The organism is Ruegeria sp. HKCCD8929, assembly GCF_013031405.1.
Classification (GTDB): Bacteria; Pseudomonadota; Alphaproteobacteria; order Rhodobacterales; family Rhodobacteraceae; genus Ruegeria.
This window is the reverse complement of sequence record NZ_WPZY01000004.1, coordinates 268,049-288,525: the sequence shown is the minus strand read 5'-3', so window position 1 is coordinate 288,525 and position 20,477 is coordinate 268,049. Positions and strand designations below refer to the sequence as shown.

The window sequence follows — 20,477 nt, the reverse complement described above, 5'->3', positions numbered from 1 at the left end:
AACTCTAGGGAACGGATATGAAAGCTGTCGAAATCTACACCTCACCGCTCTGCGGCTTTTGCCATGCTGCCAAGCGGTTGCTGACCCAAAAGGGCATCTCGTTCACGGAGATTGACGTCATGCGGAACCCGAACCTCAAACCCGAGATGATCCAGCGCGCGAATGGCCGCCGCACCGTGCCGCAGATCTTTGTCGGCGAGACGCATGTCGGAGGCTGCGACGATCTCTATGACCTCGAACGCTCGGGCAAGCTCGACCCGCTGCTGGCCGCCTGATGAAGACCGCGCTGCTGCAAATCACCTCATCGGACGATCCTGTCGCCAATCTGGACATGGTCCGGGACATGGTGGCCGAGGCGGCAGCACAGGGCGCGCGGTTCATCCTGACGCCCGAGGTGACCAATTGCGTCTCGAACAGCACGACGCGACAGCGCGAGGTTTTGCAGCACGAAGAGAATGACATCACGCTGGCAGGTCTGCGCGAGCAGGCCGCCGGGCTGGGCATCTGGCTGCTGATCGGCTCGTTAGGGATCAAGACCCACGACGCCGATGGCCGTTTTGCCAACCGCTCGTTCCTGATCGATCCCGAGGGCGGGATCGTAGCGCGGTACGACAAGATCCACATGTTCGACGTGCAGGTGACCGAGACGGAAACCTTCCGCGAATCCGCCAATTACCGGCCCGGAACGCAGGCGGTGGTGGCAGATACCGAGTTCGGCAGGATCGGTCTGACCATCTGCTACGACGTGCGGTTCCCACATCTGCACGCGGCCCTTGCGCAGGCCGGTGCCACCATCCTGACCGTTCCGGCGGCGTTTTCGCCGGTTACAGGTGCCGCGCATTGGGAATCGCTGTTGCGCGCGCGGGCCATCGAAACCGGGTGCTGGGTGCTGGCCCCGGGCCAGACCGGCACGCACCCCACAAAGCGCGGCAAGGTGCGGCATACCCACGGGCACTCTCTGGTCGTGGCGCCCTGGGGACAGGTGCTGATCGACGCAGGCACCGAACCCGGCATTCACATTTTTGATCTGGATGATAAGTCTGTTACTGAGGCGCGACGCAAGGTGCCCTCACTGACTCATGTCCGTCCCTTCGACGGCCCCTGATCCAGATTTGGAACATGCAAGACGATACCAACGCCCTGGCGGTCGCGCTGTTCAGCGAGATCCTGACCGCCGACCAATTGCTGCGGAACCGGCTGAGCCGGGTGCTGCCCAAGGGCATGGAAATCTCGCATTTTTCGGTGCTGAACCATCTTGTTTTTGTCGGGGATGAACGCAGCCCGGCGCAATTGGCCAGCACGTTCCACGTCACGAGGGGGGCGATGACCAACACCTTGGCCAAGCTGGAATGGGCCGGCTACATCCACATCCGTCCCGACTGGGACGATGCGCGCCGCAAGATGGTGGCGATCAGCCCCGCCGGACGGCAGGCGCGGGATCAGGCGATCTCGTCCATTGCACCGTTGATCAATCAGGTGGTCAAGGAGCTGGGGCTGGACCGCGTCCGTACGACGTTACCGGTGCTGCGCGATCTGCGGATCAGGCTGGAAGACGAATAAAGCGCCCCGGTTCTGACCGGGACCAAGCCGCTTGCAAGCGGCTTAAGCGGTTTGCAAACCGCTTTAAGGCGTTTCCAAACGCCTTGGTACCGATAGAAAACTCGCGAACCCTATTCCGGCTTTACGCTTGCGGTGACGTAGTTCACGCTTAGGTCGCGGTCGGAAATCGACCAACTCCACGAGATCGAGTTGAACACGAACCCCTTACGGTCAACGGGCTCAAGCCCCGCCTGCCGCAGCAAATCGAACAGTTCATCCGGCGTGATGAATTTCGACCATTCATGCGTACCGCGCGGCAGCCAGCGCATCACCACCTCGGCACCCACAATTGCCATCGCGTAGGATTTCGGGTTGCGGTTGATGGTCGAACACACCTGGAGGCCGCCGGGCCGCAAAAGCTGCTGCGTGGCGGTCAGATAGCTCAGCGGATCGGCCACATGCTCGACCACCTCCATGTTGAGCACCACATCGAACTGCTCTCCGGCCTCGGCCAGTGCCTCGGCGGTGGTGTGGCGATAGTCGATCTTGAGCCCCGACTGTTCGGCGTGAATGCGCGCGACCGGCAAGTTACCCTCGGCGGCATCGGCACCAACCACATCCGCACCCAGCCGTGTCATCGGCTCACTCAGCAGACCGCCGCCGCAGCCGATGTCCAATAGCCGCAGCCCGGCAAAGGGCCTGTCCTCCTTCAGATCACGGTCGAACTCACCGGCGATCTGGCGGGTTATGTAGTCCAGACGGCAGGGGTTGAGCATGTGCAGCGGCTTGAATTTTCCGTGAGGATCCCACCATTCGGCGGCCATCGCTTCGAATTTTGCGATCTCGGACGGGTCCACCGTGTTCGGATGCGCTTGCATTCCTGTCTCCGTATGCTCTTTTACGCCTAAGGACTATATAGGCCCATAATGGACAAGTACCCGGACCAAAAGCGCGCAGTGCAATATCTCTATCCGCCGGTCGATCCCTTCGATCAGCGGATGCTCGACGTGGGCCAGGGGCACCGCATCTATGTGGAACAATGCGGCAATCCCAACGGGATACCCGTCGTGGTGCTGCATGGCGGCCCGGGCGGCGGCTGCAGCCCGGCAATGCGGCGGTACTTCGATCCGCTGGTCTACCGGGTGATTCTCTTCGATCAGCGCGGCTGTGGCCGGTCGCGGCCGCATGCCTCGGTCGAGTACAACACCACCTGGCATCTGGTCACCGATATCGAGCGCATTCGCAAGGCGCTGGATATCGAGCAATGGATCGCGTTCGGCGGCAGTTGGGGCGCCACGCTGGCGCTGGTCTATGCCCAGACCCACCCCGATCGCGTCAGCCGTCTGGTGCTGCGCGGCGTGTTCCTGATGACGCAGGCCGAGCTTGATTGGTTCTATGGCGGCGGGGCCGGAAAGTTCTGGCCCGAGTCGTGGTCGAAATTCGTCTCGCTCCTGCCCGAGGCCGAGCGGGGCGACGCCATCACCGCCTATCACAAGCGGCTGTTCTCGGGCGATGTGGCCAGCGAAACACTTTATGGCCGTGCCTGGTCGGCGTGGGAGAACGCGCTGGCGTCGATCCACAACAGCGGCTCGACCGGAGAGACCCCGGGCGATTATGCCCGCGCCTTTGCCCGGCTTGAGAATCACTATTTCCTCAATGGCGGATTCCTTGAATATGACGGGCAGATTCTGGATCAGGTGGACCGGATCGCGCATATCCCCGGCCATGTGGTACAGGGCCGGTATGACATGATCTGTCCGCCAAGCTCGGCCTGGGCGCTGTGCGAACGCTGGCCGAATGCCGAGCTGAAAATGGTGCGCCATGCGGGCCATGCCCTGTCCGAGCCCGGCATCAGCGCCGAGCTTGTGCGCATCATGGACCGGATCGCGGAGACGGTGATATGAGCCGCCTCGACCGCCGCGCACTCTTTACGTCCGGTGCCGCCGCCGCGCTGCTGGCGGCGACCGGCGTGTCGCTTGAGGCCTCGCCCAAGCCCGGCGGCGTGCTGCGTCTGGCCGTGCCCCGCGATGACAGTCTGGAACAGGTGGCCCGCGGCGCGGTGTTCGAAACCCTGACCGAGATTGCCCCCGACGGCACCCTGCGCGGCGAGTTGGCGAGCGACTGGCAAACCAATGCCGAGGCTCGGGTCTGGACCTTCGATCTGCGAGAGGGCGTAACCTTTCATGACGGCACACCGCTGAGGATCAACGACGTCAGCGCCGTGCTTTCTGAGCTAGGCCGGACCGAAGCTTTGACCGAAAACCGCCTGCTGCTGGAACTGGCGCAGGCCAATCCCGGCCTTCCCTTCCTGCTGGCCGACAGCCGGTTCGTGATCACCCGCGAGGGCGAGGGCGTGACCCCGCTGCGCGCCGCGAACGGCACTGGATGCTATCGGGTCGAGCGGGCGCAGGACGACCGGCACTTTCTTGGCCGCAAGGTGGCCGGGCATTATAGGAACGGTCAGGCGGGCTGGGTCGATGCAATCGAGATCATCGTGATTCCGGATGCCGCCGTGCGGGCCGAGGCGCTGCGCGACGGCTTTGTCGATGTGGCCGCGCTGCCCCTGCCAGACGGGCTGCGCGCGCGGGACGGATATCGCTATCATCCTTCGCAAACCGATATGGCATTGGCCGTGGCCGCACCGGTGGGCATGCCCCGCCAGATCGGGACACGCGGCGCGCTGGATGACGGGCGCATTGCCGAGCGCTGGTGGATGACCTGAGCGCTCAGCCGCTGACGGGATTTCAACCCTCCTGCACCAGATAGGCGATCAGGTTGGCGATATCGCCCTCTTTCTTCAGCCCGCGAAAGGCCATGCGGTTCTTGGGCACAACACCCTTGGGATCGGCCAGAAACTGCGCCAACGCGTCGGCGCTCCAGGTCAGATCGGCCTCCTGAAACGCGCCGGAATACTTGAACCCTTCGACCGAGGCCGAGGCCGTGCCGACAATTCCGTGCAGGCTGGGACCGGCCCCGTTCTTACCCTCTTCCAGACTGTGGCAGGCGCTGCATTTGCGGAACACCTTCTTGCCCTTGACCGGATCACCCACTGCCGTCACCTGAGTGATTTCTTCCGCGACCGGAACGGCCTGTGCCGTCTCACCATCTGTCTCAAACACCAGCCGCGCGGTGACCGGCACGGTGCGGGTGATGCCCGAGAGTTTGGCGAGCGTCTGCAGAATGTCGACGCCTTCGGTCAGCCCCGCCTCTTCGACGCCCAGAAACAGCATATCGTTGGTGCTGACCATCACCTTGCGCTCGGATAGGCGGGCCACGAACATCTCGGTTTCGACTCCAATCTCTCGGCCCAACAGGCTCAGCGTCCCCTCGACATCGGTCAGCGTGGTATCGCCCACCGGCAACTCCTCAAGCGCGGCCATGTCCACCTGCGCGGTCAGTTCCGCAAGCTCGGTCCCTTTGAACACATGCTTGATCATTCGCTCGTTGCGAATGTCGATGAAGGTTTCCACCGACGGCAACGAGATCGCCACCCGAACCGTGCCGGCGGAATCCACCGTGCCGGTCAGCGATTCAAAGCTATGCACTTCGCCCACCGTGTCCTTCTTGATCGAGCCAAAGGCCAGTTTCGAACTGCCGGCATCCAGCGACCAATCGGCCGCCGCAGTCATCTGACCGGCTGAAATCAGCGCGGCTGCGCAGGTTCCACGAAACAGTGAGTTGAGCATCGGGTGTCCTTCCTACTATCAATGTTCAGGTCGCGCGGCGCTACACCCGCGCTGAAAAGGGAACACACGAGGAGACCGGGTTATTCGCTGGTTCACCAAAACGTCAGCCGAGGATGAGATCCGCGAGGGCATAGGCACCCTCTACCCGCGGCTGTGGCGGTTTTGCCTGATGCAGACCGGGCGGCGCGACCGCGCCGACGATCTGGCACAGATGACCTGCCTGCGCGCGTTGGAGAAACATGCAGGCTATCAACCCGGAACCCATCTGGACCGCTGGCTGATCCGAATGGCGCACCGGCTGTGGCTGAACGAGCTGCGGGCGACCTCGGTACGAACCGGCGGCGGGCTGGTGGCGCTCGAGGATACCGAGCTGCCCGATCCGCGCGTTAACACGGAAACGAATATTTTCGCCCGTCAGGTGTTTTCAAGGATAGGAGAGCTGCCCGAAAGCCAGCGGGTCACGGTCTTGCTCGTCTATGTCGAGGGGTTCGCCTACAAGGAGGCGGCAGAGATTCTGAATATCCCCATCGGCACGGTGATGAGCAGACTGGCCGCCGCACGCAAGCGGATCGCAGGAGAGCTGGCCCAAACGGAGACGGGAACATGAACCGGGCACAGGCGACATTCTCGGACGAAGAGCTGACGGCCTATATGGATGGTGAGGCCGACGCTCCCCTGCGCGACCGGATCGAACTGGCATTGGCCGACGATCCGGCGCTGGCCGAGCGGCTGCAGGGGCTCGAGTTGCCGCTGGATGCCATGCGCGAGGCGCTGTCGGCGGACATGCTGGGCGCGCCTGCCATGCCCGCCGGGCTGCTGCCCGCCCCGCAGCCCCGCCGCGCACCGCTGGCTTTGGTCGCAAGTGTGGCGCTGGCCTTTGGCCTTGGCGCGCTGTCCACCTATCTGCTGCAACCCAAGGCCCAGCCCCCGGGCTGGAAAGCGGTCGTGGCCTCGTATCAGTCGCTCTATGTCACCGATACCGTCGCAGATGCCGCGCAACCGCCCGAGATGACGGCGCAGGTTCTGGCCGGGTTCGGCGCGGACCACGGCGTTGATCTGACCCCGGCGCAATCGGTACCGGGGCTGGAGTTCAAGCGAGCACAGATTCTGGGGTTCCGGGGCAAGCCGCTGCTACAGATGGCCTATCTGGGCGAGAAAGGCGTGCCGGTCGCCTTCTGCATCACCCGCAGCAAGGGCGAGGATCGCGGCCCCCAGAACGAAACGCTGGCCGGGCTGGCCGCAACCTCATGGGTCAGCAACGGGGTCGGTTATCTGGTGATCGGCGGACAGGATCAGGGTGTGACCGAGACGTTGGCCAAGGAATTGATTCAGCAGCTCGGGTAAACCTCGACATTTGGACGGCCCAATAGAGCCGCCTGGCAGCGCGGAACTCATCGGGATCGCAACCGAATCAAGACCCCTTGCAGACTCATCCATCAGCGCGTATATGCCTTTTCAACAGCGGCGCGTCGGGTCCTTGGGTCCGGGGCACCACCGGATAAGTTCAACGGGCCGCGCGCCCGTTTTTTTGTGCCCAAAGCTGGGTATAGGACAATATGACGAACGACCTGATAGCAAAGGCCGCCATCGACCGGCGGCTGGCCGAGATCATCACCCCCGTGATCGAAGACATGGGGTATGAGCTTGTGCGCATCCGCCTGATGAGCGGTAAGCAGACCACGCTGCAGATCATGGCCGACAAGCCCGAGGGCGGGATCGAAGTTGATGACTGTGCCGAGATTTCAAACGCCGTCAGCGCCACGCTGGATGTCGAGGACCCGATCCTCGACGCCTATACGCTCGAGGTCTCCAGCCCCGGCATCGACCGGCCCCTGACCCGGCTCAAGGACTTTGACATGTTCGAGGGCTACGAGGCCAAGCTGGAAACCGACGAACTGATCGACGGCCGCCGCCGCTTCAAGGGGGAACTGGCCGGGGTCGAGGGGGATGAGGTTCTGATCAACATCCCCGAAGGCACGATCGGGCTCAAGTTCGAGTGGCTGAGCGACGCAAAGCTGGTCCTGACCGATGACCTGATCAAGGAAATGCTACGCCAGCGCAAAGCCGCCGGTGATCTGAACGAAGACCAATTCGACGAGATTGAGACTGAAGGGTCCGAAGAGGAGACGAAGTAATGGCAATCACCTCTGCAAACCAGCTGGAGCTGTTGCAAACCGCCGAGGCCGTGGCCCGCGAAAAGATGATCGACCCCGCGCTGGTGGTCGAGGCGATGGAAGAATCCCTCGCCCGCGCGGCCAAGAGCCGTTACGGCGCCGAGATGGATATCCGCGTGTCCATCGACCGCAAGACCGGCAAGGCGACCTTTACCCGCGTCCGCACCGTGGTCGAGGATGAAGAGCTTGAAAACTATCAGGCCGAGTTCACCGTCGAACAGGCCAAGCAGTACATGGAAAACCCCGCTGTCGGTGACGTCTTCGTGGAAGAAGTGCCGCCGGTCGAGATGGGCCGCATCGCCGCCCAGTCGGCCAAGCAGGTGATCCTGCAAAAGGTCCGCGAGGCCGAGCGTGACCGCCAGTTCGAAGAATTCAAGGACCGCGCGGGCACCATCATCAACGGTGTCGTCAAGCGCGAGGAATATGGCAACGTCATCGTCGATGTGGGCGCGGGCGAAGCCATCCTGCGTCGCAACGAAAAGATCGGCCGCGAAAGCTATCGCCCGAACGACCGCGTGCGCTGCTACATCAAGGACGTGCGCCGCGAAGTGCGCGGGCCGCAGATTTTCCTCAGCCGCACCGCGCCGGAATTCATGGCCGAACTGTTCAAGATGGAAGTGCCGGAAATCTATGACGGCATCATCGAAGTCAAGGCCGTCGCCCGTGACCCTGGCTCGCGCGCCAAGATCGCCGTGATCTCGTATGACGGTTCGATCGACCCGGTCGGTGCCTGCGTCGGTATGCGCGGCAGCCGCGTGCAGGCCGTTGTGAACGAGCTTCAGGGCGAAAAGATCGACATCATCCCGTGGAACGAAGATCAGCCGACCTTCCTGGTGAACGCGCTGCAGCCTGCAGAGGTGTCCAAGGTGGTTTTGGATGAGGAAGCGGGCAAGATCGAGGTTGTGGTGCCTGAAGAGCAACTGAGCCTTGCCATCGGCCGTCGTGGTCAGAACGTGCGTCTGGCCAGCCAGCTGACCGGTCTGGACATCGACATCATGACCGAGGAAGAGGAATCGGCCCGCCGCCAGAAGGAATTCGAAGCACGCACCAAGCTGTTCATGGACAGCCTGGACCTGGACGAGTTCTTTGCCCAGCTGCTGGTGTCCGAAGGCTTCACCAACCTCGAAGAGGTGGCCTATGTCGAGCTTGACGAACTGCTGGTGATCGACGGCGTCGACGAAGGCACCGCCAACGAGTTGCAGGCCCGTGCCCGCGACCATCTTGAGGCACAGGCCAAGGCCGCGCTGGATGCCGCCCGAGCCCTGGGCGCCGAGGACAGCCTTATTGAATTCGAGGGCCTGACACCCCAGATGGTAGAGGCACTGGCAAAGGACGACGTCAAGACGCTCGAAGACTTTGCCACCTGCGCCGACTGGGAACTGGCCGGGGGCTGGACCACGGTGGACGGTCAGCGCGTCAAGGATGACGGCATTCTCGAACCGTTCGACGTGTCGGTGGAAGAGGCACAGAACCTGGTGATGACCGCACGGGTCATTCTGGGCTGGGTCGATCCCGCCGATCTGGAAGCCGCCGCCGAAGAGGCCGAAGGCGAGATCTCGGACGAGGAGGCCGGGGCCTGATCTCAGGCCCCGCGAGGTGTACATGGGTCGCGGCGGCGTCCATAAGGATCGTTCGGAAGGGCCCGAGCGGAAATGCATCGCCACGGGCGAGGTTCAGCCTAAATATGGCTTGATCCGCTTTGTGGCGGGCCCCGATGGCCGGGTTTGGCCGGACGTTGCGGGCAAGCTGCCGGGCCGGGGGGTCTATGTGGCCGCGGATCGCGCCGCGCTGGACAAGGCGGTCGGCAAAAAGCTGTTCGCACGCGGCTTCAAGGCTCAGGTCACGGCGCCAGAGGGGCTTGCGGACGAGGTCGAGCGGCAACTGTCGCGCCGGGTGGTCGAACTGATCAGCCTGGCGCGCAAGTCGGGCGACGCGGTCGCGGGCTATGAAAAGGTCAAGACCTGGCTCGACAGGGAAGAGGCACAGGTTCTGCTGCAGGCGGTGGACGGATCGGGCCGTGGAAAATCGAAACTGAGCACGCCGCACTTTGGCAAATATATCGGCTGGCTCACGGCGGATGAATTGGGCATGGCGTTTGGACGCCAAACAGTGATACATGCGGCGCTTGCCTCTGGTGGACTCGCCAAACGTGTTGTAGAGGAAGCGCAGCGCTTGCGCGGTGTGCGCAAATCGGATGACGGCGGCAGCGGCCGCGCGGAAGGGTAAGAAGCTTTATGAGCGATAGTGACGGCAAAAAGACATTGGGTCTGCGTGGGGGCGCTCGTCCCGGAAACGTGAAACAGAGTTTCAGCCACGGACGGACCAAGAATGTCGTGGTGGAAACCAAGCGCAAACGCGTGGTGGTTCCCAAGCCGGGAGCGGCCAAACCGGGCAGCGGCAGTCCTGCGCCCGGCGGTGATCCCTCGCGTCGTCCCGCCGGCATCTCGGATGCCGAGATGGCCCGCCGCCTGAAGGCGTTGCAGGCTGCCAAGGCGCGCGAGGCCGAAGAGGCCGCCAAGCGCGAGGCCGAGGAAAAGGCCCGCGAAGAGGAACGCACCCGCCGCCGCGCCGAGGCCGAAGCCAAGGAACGCGAACAGCGCGAAGCCGAAGAACGTGCCAAGGCCAAGGCCGAAGCCGAGGAAGCCTCACGTCGCGAAGCGGAAGAGGCGGCAAAACGCGCCGCTGCGGCCCCGGCTCCGGCCGAACCCAAGCCTGCCGCGCGCAGCCCGGCCAGCAAACCGGCGCCCGCAGCAACTCCGCGCAAGCAGGATCGTGAGCGCGAACAGCGCGGCCGTGGCAAGGGTCGTGAGGACAACCGCCGGTCCGGCAAGCTGACACTGGGTCAGGCCACCGGTGGCGAAGGCAACCGCCAGCGCTCGATGGCAGCGATGAAGCGCAAGCAGGAACGCGCGCGCCAGAAGGCGATGGGCGGCACTGTCGAGCGCGAAAAGGTGATCCGCGACGTGCAACTGCCCGAGGCAATCATGGTCTCGGAACTGGCCAACCGCATGGCCGAGCGTGTCGCCGATGTGGTCAAGTCGCTGATGCAGATGGGCATGATGGTCACACAGAACCAGACCATTGATGCCGACACCGCCGAACTGATTATTCAGGAATTCGGCCACAAGGTCACCCGTGTCTCCGATTCGGACGTCGAGGATGTCATCAAGGAAGTCGAAGACGACGAAAAGGACCTGCAGCCGCGCCCGCCGGTCATCACCATCATGGGCCATGTCGATCACGGCAAAACCTCGCTGCTGGACGCGATCCGGGATGCGCGGGTTGTCGCTGGCGAGGCCGGTGGCATCACCCAGCATATCGGCGCCTATCAGGTTCAGACCGACGATGGCGTTACGCTGAGCTTCCTCGACACCCCGGGCCACGCCGCCTTTACCTCGATGCGCTCGCGCGGTGCTCAGGTGACGGATATCGTGGTGCTTGTGGTGGCAGCCGACGATGCGGTGATGCCGCAGACCGTCGAGGCCATCAACCACGCCAAGGCGGCCCAGGTGCCAATGATCGTGGCGATCAACAAGATCGACAAGCCGGATGCCAACCCGGACAAGGTGCGCACGGATCTGCTGCAGCACGAAGTGATCGTCGAGAAGATGTCCGGTGAAGTGCAGGATGTCGAAGTGTCCGCCATCACCGGCCAGGGCCTAGGTGACCTGCTGGAAGCCATTGCATTGCAAGCCGAAATCCTGGAGCTGAAGGCCAACCCCGACCGCGCCGCCCAAGGCGCCGTGATCGAGGCGCAGCTCGATGTGGGCCGCGGCCCCGTGGCCACCGTTCTGGTTCAGAACGGGACCCTGCGCCAGGGCGATATCTTTGTCGTGGGTGAGCAGTACGGTAAGGTCCGTGCACTGATCAACGACAAAGGCGAGCGCGTCGACGAAGCCGGTCCGTCGGTTCCGGTCGAGGTACTGGGCCTCAACGGCACGCCCGAGGCCGGTGACGTTCTGAACGTGACCGAGACCGAGGCGCAGGCGCGCGAAATCGCCGCCTACCGCGAACAGGCCGCCAAGGACAAGCGCGCGGCAGCCGGTGCCGCAACCACGCTGGAACAGCTGATGCAGAAGGCCAAGGAAGACGAAAACGTCTCCGAGCTGCCGATTCTGGTCAAAGCGGATGTGCAGGGCTCGGCCGAAGCCATCGTTCAGGCGATGGAGAAGATCGGCAACGAAGAGGTGCGCGTGCGCGTGCTGCATTCGGGCGTTGGCGCGATCACCGAGACCGATATCGGCCTGGCCGAAGCGTCCGGCGCACCGGTCATGGGTTTCAACGTCCGGGCCAATGCCTCGGCGCGTAACACCGCCAACCAGAAAGGCGTGGAAATCCGCTACTACTCGGTGATCTACGATCTGGTCGATGACGTAAAAGCCGCCGCATCCGGCCTGCTGAGCGCCGAAATCCGCGAGAACTTCATCGGCTATGCCGAGATCCGCGAGGTCTTCAAGGTTACCGGCGTCGGCAAGGTTGCCGGCTGTCTGGTCACCGAAGGTGTTGCCCGCCGCTCGGCCGGTGTGCGCCTGCTGCGCGATAACGTGGTGATCCACGAAGGCACGCTGAAGACGCTCAAGCGCTTCAAGGACGAAGTGACCGAGGTTCAGTCGGGTCAGGAATGCGGTATGGCCTTCGAGAACTACGACGACATCCGCCAAGGCGACGTGATCGAGATCTTCGAGCGCGAGGAAGTGACCCGGACGCTCGACTGACCGTCAGCGAACCGGACATAAAAATGAAGAAGGGGATGGCCACGCCATCCCCTTCGTTTTTCCAATGACAAGTTGTCCCGGATGATCAGGCTGCGGCTTGTACCGGACGCCCCATGTAAATCTTGTCGCCGACGCGAACCGCGATACGGCCATCCGATAGTTTCCGGACAAATGTGCCCTGAACCGAGATGCAACTGCCCAAAGTGATTGTACGAAGCACGTCAAATCCTCCCCGACCAGAATAAGACATGCATCCATCATACATCGAATGGTTAACAAAACATAACTCAAACGCGCGCAAATAGAGAAAAACTGGACGATTCTATGACAGATGAGTCCCAAAGGGCACTCTGCCCTTGGAGTGCCGCACTCTCCTTTACGGCCGGATCAGAGCCAATCGCGCAGGATCGGGATCAGCGGGATATCCGCTGGCGGCATCGGATAGTCGCGCAAATCTGCGGCGCGCGCCCATTTCAGCGCCTGCCCTTCACGCGATTGCGGGATGCCCTCCCACTTGCGGCAGGCGAACAGAGGCATCAGCAAATGGAAATCGTCATAGCTGTGGCTGGCAAAGGTCAGCGGCGCAAGGCACGAGGCCCAGGTGTTGATGCCCAGCTCTTCCTCTAGCTCGCGGATCAGCGCCACCTCGGGGGTTTCGCCCACCTCGACCTTGCCGCCCGGAAACTCCCAAAGCCCGGCCATGGATTTGCCTTCCGGGCGCTGCGCCAGCAGCACCCGGCCATCCACGTCGATCAGGGCAACGGCAGAGACAAGGATGGTCTTCACGAGCGATAGTCCGCGTTGATCTCGATATACCCATGGGTCAGGTCGCAGGTCCAAACGGTGGACTGGCCATCCCCCAGCCCCAGATCGACAGCAATCACCAGCTCCTGCCCTTTCATGTATGCGGCGGCCTTTTCCTCGCGGTAGTCGGGGCTGACCCACCCCTTTTCGGCCACCAGAATGTCACCGAAAGAAATGCTCAGCAGGTCGCGATCCGCCGCAGCCCCGGATTTTCCAATCGCCATGACAACACGGCCCCAGTTCGGGTCTTCGCCCGCGATTGCGGTTTTCACCAGCGGCGAGTTCGCGATGGCCAGCCCGTGCACCTTCGCATCCGCATCCGATGCCGCGCCGGTCACCCGGATTTCGACGAATTTCGTCGCCCCTTCGCCGTCGCGCACCACCTGCTTGGCCAGATCCAGCATCACCGCCTCCAACGCCTCGGCAAAAGCCACATTGCCGGTGGCATCCACGCCTGAGGCGCCGGTGGCGCACAAGAGCAGGCTGTCCGAGGTCGAGGTGTCGCTATCCACCGTGATGCAATTGAAGGTCCGGTCGGTCATCGCGCCCAGCATCTGTTGCAACGCGCCCTGCTCGACCTTCGCATCGGTGAAGATATAGACCAGCATCGTCGCCATATCCGGCGCGATCATGCCCGAACCCTTGGCGATCCCCGAAACAGAGACTGTTTTGTCGTCGATCTCGACCTGAGCGCTGGCGCCTTTTGGGAAAGTGTCTGTGGTCATGATGGCCTGCGCCGCCGCCTCGATCGCGTCCGGCGCCAGCGCGCCGTTTAGCGCCTCAAGCTGTGCCACGATGCGCTCATGCGGCAGCGGCTCGCCGATCACGCCGGTGGACGATGTAAAGACGCGGGCGACCGGTACACCGGTTGCGTCCGACACCGCCTGCGTCACTTCGGCCACCGAGGTTTGACCGTAGTGGCCGGTAAACGCATTGGCATTGCCCGAATTCACCAGGATCGCCGCCGGTCCATCGCTGGCACCGCCGATCTTGTCCTGACAGTCCAGCACCGGCGCGGCACGCGTGGCCGAGCGGGTAAAGACACCAGCCACCGATGTGCCCAGATCCATTACCGCCAGCATCACGTCCGTGCGACCCTGATAGCGCACGCCCGCCGCCACGGTGGCAAAGCGCACCCCGCCGATCACCGGCAGGTCGGGAAAACCGGCAGGCGCCAGCGGCGAAACCTTGGTGATCGTCGCCATAGGGCCTTACTCCTGAACCAACTCGATCTGCCGCAACGCATCGGGGCCACCGTCCAGCGCGGGACGCTCAATCTCGGCCGCCTTGGTCAGCTCCGCCACGCGGGCCTCGATGGCGTCCTGCTGGATTTTCGAGGTCAGCTCCCCCCGCACCTCTTCCAGCTCCGGCGCTTCGGCCTTGCGCTGATCGTTCAGGATAATCACATGCCAGCCGAACTGGGTTTGAACCGGGTCGGAAACCTGGCCTTTTTCCAGACCAACGACTGCCTGTTCGAACTCGGGCACCATGGCGCCGGTGCCGAACCAACCCAACTCACCACCATTTGGGCCGGATGGGCCGGTGGATTTCTCCTTGGCGGTTTCGGCGAAGTCGGCCCCGCCATCCAGCGCCTCTTTGATCACCTTCGCCTCATCCTCGGTTTCGACCAAAATATGCGACGCGTTGTATTCGTCACCGCCGAAGCCATCGGCGTATTTCTCGTCATAAGCCGCCTGCACCGCCTCATCGGTGGTGGCGGCCTGCAGAATGCCTTCGATGGTTTCCGCCGCCAGCAACGACCGTTCCTCGTTCTCGAGCGCCAGCGTGATCTGCCTGGGCACCTCGCCCTGTTGCACCTGTCTCAGCAGGCTCTGCTGCACCAGCTGGTCGAGGATCGCGTCATAAAGCACCTGGTCCGGCAGCCCCTGATATTGCTGCGGTAACGAGGCCAGCGCGATGATCATGTGGCCCAAAGTGATCTCTTCACCATTGACGCGGGCCACAACGGTATCGGCATCGGTTTCAGTTTCGGCAGCCACCGGCAGGGCCATCGCGACGACAAGCGCCAGTGATGGCAGAAAAGTGAGGCCTTTGGGCATTGAATCATCCTATTCTCAGGCCGCGGCAGGGCGCGGCGTTGACACTCTTTGGCCCGCCGCTTACATCGCTTGAAGCCTTGGACAGGACCGCCTTTCACCCCCCGTATCTATGGGTTGCGCGCAGGGCGGGCAAGCCTGTCGCAACCACGATAAGAACAGATCCGCTGGAGTGAACATGCTGGGACTCGGAACGCTCGCCAAAAAGGTGTTCGGAACGCCGAACGACCGCAAGATCAAGGCGACCCGCCCGCTGATCGATCAGATCAACGCGCTGGAAGAAGAGTTCGAGAAACTCTCGGATGACGGCCTCAAGGAAAAGACGGCCGAACTGCGCCAGCGCGCGCAAAATGGTGAAGGCCTGGACGACCTGCTGCCCGAAGCCTTTGCCAACGTGCGTGAAGGCGCCAAACGCGCCCTTGGTCTGCGTGCCTTCGACGTGCAGTTGATGGGCGGTATTTTCCTGCATCAGGGCAATATCTCGGAAATGAAGACGGGTGAGGGCAAGACACTGGTCGCCACCCTCCCCGCCTATCTGAACGCGCTGACCGGCAAGGGCGTGCATGTGGTGACGGTGAACGAATACCTCGCCAAGCGCGACTCGGAGTGGATGGGCAAGGTATTTGAGACGGTGGGCATGACCACCGGCGTAATCTGGTCCGGCCAGCCCGAAGATCAGAAAATGGCCGCCTATCAAAGCGACATCACCTACGCCACCAACAACGAGCTGGGGTTCGACTATCTGCGCGACAACATGAAGTCGGATCTGACGCAAGTGCATCAGAAACACCACAATTTCGCAATCGTGGATGAAGTGGATTCGATCCTGATCGATGAGGCGCGAACACCCCTGATCATCTCGGGCCCCGCACAGGACCGGTCCGAGCTGTATGTTACCATCGACAAGCTGATCCCACTGCTGCAGGACGATCACTTCACGCTGGACGAAAAGACCCGCAACGTGACCTTCACCGACGAAGGCAACGAGTTTTTAGAAGAGCAGCTTATTGCCCGCGAGCTGCTGCCCGAGGGTCAGTCGCTATACGATCCGGAAAGCACCACCATCGTGCACCACGTCAACCAGGGCCTGCGCGCGCACAAGATGTTCCAGCGCGACAAGGACTACATCGTCCGCGACGGCGAGGTGGTGCTGATCGACGAATTCACCGGTCGGATGATGCCGGGCCGCCGCCTGTCGGACGGTCTTCATCAGGCCATCGAAGCCAAGGAAGGCGCTCAGATTCAGCCGGAAAACGTGACGCTCGCCTCCGTGACCTTCCAGAACTATTTCCGTCTCTACGACAAGCTCAGCGGCATGACCGGCACCGCGCTGACCGAGGCCGAGGAATTCGGTGAGATTTATGGGCTGGGCGTCGTCGAAGTGCCCACCAACCGTCCCATCACGCGCGAAGACAAGGACGATCAGGTCTATCGCACGGTTGGCGAGAAACACATCGCGATGATCGGCCAGATCAAGAAGGCCAATGAAAAGGGCCAGCCGGTTCTTGTCGGGACCACCTCGATCGAGAAATCGGAGATCCTCAGCCAGCTTCTCGACAAGGAAGGCGTCAAGCACAACGTGCTGAACGCCCGCCAGCACGAGAAAGAGGCGCAGATCGTCGCCGATGCCGGCCGTTTTGGCGCGGTGACCATCGCCACCAACATGGCCGGGCGTGGCACCGACATTCAGTTGGGCGGCAATGTCGAGATGAAGGTGCTGGAAGCCATCGCCGCCAACCCCGAGGCCGACCCCGCCGAACTGCGCGCCGCGGAAGAGGCACGCCATGCCGAGGAAAAGCAGAAGGTGCTCGACGCGGGCGGCCTGTTCGTCATGGCCTCGGAACGGCATGAAAGCCGCCGCATCGACAACCAGTTGCGCGGCCGCTCGGGCCGTCAGGGTGACCCCGGCCGCACCGTGTTCTACCTCAGCCTTGAAGACGACCTGATGCGCATCTTCGGCTCGGAACGCCTGGACAAGGTTCTTAAGACCTTGGGCATGAAAGAGGGCGAGGCGATCATTCACCCCTGGGTGAACAAATCGCTGGAACGCGCTCAGGCCAAGGTCGAGGGGCGCAACTTCGACATCCGCAAGAACATCCTCAAGTTCGACGACGTGATGAACGATCAGCGCAAGGTGATCTTCAGCCAGCGGCGCGAGATCATGTCGGCGGACGACCTGTCCGAGATTGTCTCGGACATGCGCGAGCAAGTGATCGACGATCTGATCGACCAGTATATGCCGCCGAAAACCTATGCGGACCAGTGGGATACCGATGGCCTGCATGACGCGGTGATCGAACAGCTTGGCGTGGACGCTCCAGTCAAGGACTGGGCAGATGAAGAGGGCGTCGATGACGATGAAATTCGCGAGCGTCTGATCAAGGCCGCGGATGACATGATGGCGAAAAAGGCCGTCGATTTCGGCCCTGAGAACATGCGCAACATCGAAAAGCAGGTGCTGCTGCAGACCATCGACAGCAAATGGCGCGAACATCTGCTGACGCTGGAACACCTGCGTTCGGTCGTGGGGTTCCGTGGGTATGCCCAGCGCGATCCGCTCAACGAATACAAGAACGAAAGCTTCCAGCTCTTCGAAGGGATGCTGGACGGGCTGCGCGAAACCGTGACCAAGCAACTGTCGCGCGTGCGTCCTCTGACTGAGAAAGAGCAAAAGGAAATGCTGGCCCAGATGGCCGCCCAGCAGGCGCAAATGCAGAAAGCCGCCGACCGTGCCGAGGCCATCGCCGAGGCCGAAGCCTCGGGCGATGCACGCCCGGGATTCGTCGAGGATGACCCCACCACATGGGGCAATCCCGGGCGCAATGACCCATGTCCCTGCGGCTCGGGCAAGAAATTCAAGCATTGCCACGGACGGTTGGCCTAGGCCATCCGCCCCGAACTTGACAAAATGACTCCCAAGGGCGGCCACATATTGGCCGTCTTTTTTAACGAACTTGACCTGTGCTCCTTGAGAAGGAGGGGGGTGTCATGAGTCTTGCACGCAGAATATTGATGGTTGGCGGTACCGTAAGCTGCGCTCTGGGAACAGGGTATCTGATGCAGTACGGCCTGAGCGATACGCCATCGCTAGACCAGACCACCGCGTCCGGCCAGCAGGCCGACGATGAGGTCATGCGCGAGCTTGAGGGAATCGTCCTTACCTCGGCGACACCGCAGGAGGCCGAGCAGACGCTGAAGGCCGATCTGCTGGCACAACCAGAACCCGAACCGGTCGCCCCGGAACCCGCCCGCGTCGAGGACTGCGCGATCAAGGCGACGGCGGAACCCGTGCCGATGGCCAGCGTTGCCCTGTCTGTTGCCGCACCCTGCAACGTGAATGAACGCCTGACCGTGCACCACAGCGGGCTGATGTTCACCGACATCACCGACGCGTTTGGCAGGCTGGACATTACCGTCCCGGCCCTTTCGGAAACCGCCGTGTTCATTTTGGCCTTCGAGAACAATAAAGGCACCGTGGCGAGGACCGAAGTTGCGGACCTGGACGCTTACGACCGGGTTGCTCTTCAATGGAAAGGCCCGGCGGGCTTTCAGATGCACGCGCTCGAATTCGGCGCCGCTTATGGTCAGGAGGGGCATGTTTGGGCCGGCACCGAAGCCCACGGTTTGGGTCAGGTGGCCCGGCTCGGCACCCCGGCGGCTCCCACCTCGCAGCTTGTCGAAATCTACACCTTCCCATCCGGGCAGGCGGCCCAATCCGGCACCATCGCCCTGACGATCGAGGCCGAGGTGACCGCCGACAATTGCGGCCGCGACATCAACGCCCAATCCTTCGACCTGCGCGACGGCGGGAGGCTGCGGTCGCGCGATCTGGTGCTGTCAATGCCGGATTGCGGGGCCACAGGTGATTTTCTGGTGTTGAATAATCTGGTCGAAGACCTGAAAATCGCCGCCAAGTAATCCGCAGGCAACCTCAGGTTTCATATGACTTGGCTTCGTGCGGCGGCTCTCGCCGCACTTTCCGTTCTTGCCCCCGCCACAGGGGCCCATGCGCAGGACATCACCCTGTCGTCGCGCGATGGCAAGGTCGAGATCTCGGGCACGCTCCTGGGGTTCGATGGCGAGTTCTATCGTGTCGACACCAAATTCGGAGAGCTGACCGTGGACGGCTCGGGCGTGACCTGCGACGGCCCGGCCTGCCCCAGTCTGACCGATTTCGTGGCCGAGATCACTCTGTCGGGCTCTTCCACCATGGCTGAGGTTCTGCTGCCCGCTTTGGTCGAAGGGTTCGCCCTGCGCAACGGCCTGCAAACCCACCGCGAAACACTGGACCAGGCGCATTTCGTCTACTCCCTGCATCAGACCCGCCGCGACGCACCAATGGCCCGGTTCACGTTTCACGTCACCAACACCGACGAAGGCTTTGCGGATCTTCTGGCCAACGAGGCCGATATCGTGATGGCCCTGCGCGAGATTCGTCCCGGCGAGCGTGAGCGCGCGCAAGAGGTGGGCATGGGCGATCTGACCGAGGCCAACCGCGCCCGGGTGCTGGCGCTCGATGCAATGGTGCCGGTGGTTGCCCCTGACAATCCGGTACAGCGGATCTCGACCGCCGATCTTGCCCGCGTTTTTGCTGGTGAGATTACCAACTGGTCCGATCTGGGTGGCCCCGATGCCCCGATTGCGCTGCACCTGCCCACCGCAGGTTCGGGGCTGGCTCAGGGGGTCGAGGACCGGTTGCTTGGCCCTGCAAGGGTGCCACTGGCCGAAGCAATTTCCAGACATACCCGCAGCAGCCAGTTGGCCCGTGCCGTCGCAGCCGATCCCTTTGCCATCGGCATCGCCAGCTTTGCCGAAACCGGTACCGCGCGGGCGCTGACCCTGACCGGGCCCTGCGGCTTCTCCCTCGCCGCCACCCGCTGGACCATCAAGACCGAGGATTACCCGCTCACCTCGCCGATGTTCCTGTACCTGCCCGCACGCCGCCTGCCCAAGATCGCGCGCGAGTTTCTCGCCTACACCAATAGCTCCGCCGCCCAGATCGTGATCCGCCGCGCCGGGTTCGTGGATCAGTCGGCCGAGCTGATCCGGATGGGCGCGCAAGGCGACCGCCTGGCCAACGCGATCACAACCGCCGGAGAGGAAACCCCGGTGGAAGAGCTGCAGCGCATGATCGCCACACTCAGCCCGATGGCCCGCCTGACCACCTCGTTCCGCTTCGAAACCGGCTCCTCCCGCCCCGACGCTCAATCCCGGTCGAACATCCTGAGCCTGGCGCATGCGCTGGAAACCGGTGCCTATGACGCCCGCAAGCTGGTCTTTGTCGGCTTCAGCGACGGCGAAGGCCCCGCACAAGGCAACACCCGGATCGCCCGTAAACGCGCCGAAGCTGTTCGCGACGCCGTCCTGAACGCCGTCGAGACCGCCCACCCCAAAAGCGTCGAGATCGGCATTGAAGCGTTCGGCGAAGCCCTCCCCATGGCCTGCGACGACAGCGACTGGGGCCGCAAGGTCAACCGCCGCGTCGAGGTCTGGATGCCATAA

The 20,477-nt window shown here is 62.8% G+C and carries 20 protein-coding genes; 14 read left to right on the top strand and 6 right to left on the bottom strand.

The window, feature by feature from the left end:
- Positions 1 to 17: 17 nt before the first annotated feature.
- From grxC to GOX53_RS08535, 3 genes are read left to right on the top strand one after another with little or no spacing between them, the layout of a single operon-like run.
- Positions 18 to 275 carry a glutaredoxin 3 gene (grxC, locus tag GOX53_RS08545; protein WP_171175325.1) on the top strand — a complete coding sequence of 86 codons (258 nt, stop codon included), beginning with the start codon at positions 18 to 20 and terminating at the stop codon, positions 273 to 275.
- Complete coding sequence (locus GOX53_RS08540; protein WP_171175323.1) at positions 275 to 1,105, top strand: carbon-nitrogen hydrolase family protein; 831 nt, start codon at positions 275 to 277, stop codon at positions 1,103 to 1,105. Before grxC ends, GOX53_RS08540 begins: the two co-directional genes overlap by 1 nt.
- Before the next feature lie 14 nt (positions 1,106 to 1,119).
- The gene (locus GOX53_RS08535) at positions 1,120 to 1,560 is read left to right on the top strand and encodes a MarR family winged helix-turn-helix transcriptional regulator (RefSeq protein ID WP_171175321.1); all 441 of its coding nucleotides are present in this window, start codon (positions 1,120 to 1,122) and stop codon (positions 1,558 to 1,560) included.
- Between the two features lie 110 nt (positions 1,561 to 1,670).
- Here GOX53_RS08535 and ubiG read toward each other — a convergent pair whose 3' ends face one another.
- Positions 1,671 to 2,417 carry a bifunctional 2-polyprenyl-6-hydroxyphenol methylase/3-demethylubiquinol 3-O-methyltransferase UbiG gene (ubiG, locus tag GOX53_RS08530; protein WP_171175319.1) on the bottom strand — a complete coding sequence of 249 codons (747 nt, stop codon included), beginning with the start codon at positions 2,415 to 2,417 and terminating at the stop codon, positions 1,671 to 1,673.
- A gap of 48 nt (positions 2,418 to 2,465) precedes the next feature.
- On the opposite strand from ubiG, the gene pip reads away from it, so the two are divergent.
- Positions 2,466 to 3,443 carry a prolyl aminopeptidase gene (gene pip, locus GOX53_RS08525; RefSeq protein ID WP_171175317.1) on the top strand — a complete coding sequence of 326 codons (978 nt, stop codon included), beginning with the start codon at positions 2,466 to 2,468 and terminating at the stop codon, positions 3,441 to 3,443.
- Positions 3,440 to 4,261 (top strand): ABC transporter substrate-binding protein, encoded by an 822-nt coding sequence (locus GOX53_RS08520; RefSeq protein WP_171175315.1) that lies wholly within the window; start codon positions 3,440 to 3,442, stop codon positions 4,259 to 4,261. The genes pip and GOX53_RS08520 overlap by 4 nt, the downstream gene beginning before the upstream one ends.
- Before the next feature lie 22 nt (positions 4,262 to 4,283).
- On the opposite strand, the gene GOX53_RS08515 is transcribed toward GOX53_RS08520, so the two are convergent.
- On the bottom strand, positions 4,284 to 5,225 hold the full coding sequence (locus GOX53_RS08515) for a cytochrome c family protein (RefSeq protein WP_171175313.1): 942 nt from the start codon (positions 5,223 to 5,225) through the stop codon (positions 4,284 to 4,286).
- An 82-nt stretch (positions 5,226 to 5,307) separates the two neighbouring features.
- On the opposite strand from GOX53_RS08515, the gene GOX53_RS08510 reads away from it, so the two are divergent.
- The 6 genes from GOX53_RS08510 to infB all read left to right on the top strand — a co-directional run bounded on the left by GOX53_RS08510 (position 5,308) and on the right by infB (position 12,114).
- On the top strand, positions 5,308 to 5,832 hold the full coding sequence (locus tag GOX53_RS08510; protein WP_367935062.1) for an RNA polymerase sigma factor: 525 nt from the start codon (positions 5,308 to 5,310) through the stop codon (positions 5,830 to 5,832).
- Positions 5,829 to 6,569, top strand: a complete 741-nt coding sequence (locus tag GOX53_RS08505) for an anti-sigma factor (RefSeq protein ID WP_171175311.1) — start codon at positions 5,829 to 5,831, stop codon at positions 6,567 to 6,569. The genes GOX53_RS08510 and GOX53_RS08505 overlap by 4 nt, the downstream gene beginning before the upstream one ends.
- Positions 6,570 to 6,781: 212 nt before the next feature.
- Positions 6,782 to 7,360: a ribosome maturation factor RimP gene (rimP, locus tag GOX53_RS08500; RefSeq protein ID WP_171175309.1), complete on the top strand. Its 579-nt coding sequence runs from the start codon at positions 6,782 to 6,784 to the stop codon at positions 7,358 to 7,360.
- On the top strand, positions 7,360 to 8,979 hold the full coding sequence (gene nusA / locus GOX53_RS08495) for a transcription termination factor NusA (protein ID WP_171175308.1): 1,620 nt from the start codon (positions 7,360 to 7,362) through the stop codon (positions 8,977 to 8,979). The genes rimP and nusA overlap by 1 nt, the downstream gene beginning before the upstream one ends.
- A 22-nt stretch (positions 8,980 to 9,001) precedes the next feature.
- Positions 9,002 to 9,625, top strand: coding sequence for an RNA-binding protein (locus GOX53_RS08490; RefSeq protein WP_171175307.1), 624 nt, complete (start codon positions 9,002 to 9,004; stop codon positions 9,623 to 9,625).
- Positions 9,626 to 9,633: 8 nt separating this feature from the next.
- Positions 9,634 to 12,114: a translation initiation factor IF-2 gene (infB, locus tag GOX53_RS08485; protein WP_171175306.1), complete on the top strand. Its 2,481-nt coding sequence runs from the start codon at positions 9,634 to 9,636 to the stop codon at positions 12,112 to 12,114.
- Positions 12,115 to 12,199: 85 nt separating this feature from the next.
- On the opposite strand, the gene GOX53_RS30105 is transcribed toward infB, so the two are convergent.
- From GOX53_RS30105 to GOX53_RS08470, 4 genes are all read right to left on the bottom strand, one after another.
- Positions 12,200 to 12,334 (bottom strand): hypothetical protein, encoded by a 135-nt coding sequence (locus GOX53_RS30105; RefSeq protein ID WP_256415862.1) that lies wholly within the window; start codon positions 12,332 to 12,334, stop codon positions 12,200 to 12,202.
- A gap of 167 nt (positions 12,335 to 12,501) precedes the next feature.
- Positions 12,502 to 12,900, bottom strand: a complete 399-nt coding sequence (gene mutT, locus GOX53_RS08480; protein ID WP_171175305.1) for an 8-oxo-dGTP diphosphatase MutT — start codon at positions 12,898 to 12,900, stop codon at positions 12,502 to 12,504.
- Positions 12,897 to 14,123 carry a bifunctional glutamate N-acetyltransferase/amino-acid acetyltransferase ArgJ gene (argJ, locus tag GOX53_RS08475; RefSeq protein WP_171175304.1) on the bottom strand — a complete coding sequence of 409 codons (1,227 nt, stop codon included), beginning with the start codon at positions 14,121 to 14,123 and terminating at the stop codon, positions 12,897 to 12,899. The genes mutT and argJ overlap by 4 nt, the downstream gene beginning before the upstream one ends.
- Before the next feature lie 6 nt (positions 14,124 to 14,129).
- Positions 14,130 to 14,978 (bottom strand): peptidylprolyl isomerase, encoded by an 849-nt coding sequence (locus tag GOX53_RS08470; protein ID WP_171175302.1) that lies wholly within the window; start codon positions 14,976 to 14,978, stop codon positions 14,130 to 14,132.
- Between the two features lie 175 nt (positions 14,979 to 15,153).
- Between GOX53_RS08470 and secA the strand changes: the two genes are divergently transcribed.
- The 3 genes from secA to GOX53_RS08455 all read left to right on the top strand — a co-directional run bounded on the left by secA (position 15,154) and on the right by GOX53_RS08455 (position 20,477).
- Positions 15,154 to 17,859: a preprotein translocase subunit SecA gene (gene secA, locus GOX53_RS08465; protein ID WP_171175300.1), complete on the top strand. Its 2,706-nt coding sequence runs from the start codon at positions 15,154 to 15,156 to the stop codon at positions 17,857 to 17,859.
- A gap of 104 nt (positions 17,860 to 17,963) precedes the next feature.
- On the top strand, positions 17,964 to 18,893 hold the full coding sequence (locus GOX53_RS08460; protein ID WP_171175297.1) for a hypothetical protein: 930 nt from the start codon (positions 17,964 to 17,966) through the stop codon (positions 18,891 to 18,893).
- Between the two features lie 24 nt (positions 18,894 to 18,917).
- Positions 18,918 to 20,477: a substrate-binding domain-containing protein gene (locus tag GOX53_RS08455; protein WP_171175295.1), complete on the top strand. Its 1,560-nt coding sequence runs from the start codon at positions 18,918 to 18,920 to the stop codon at positions 20,475 to 20,477.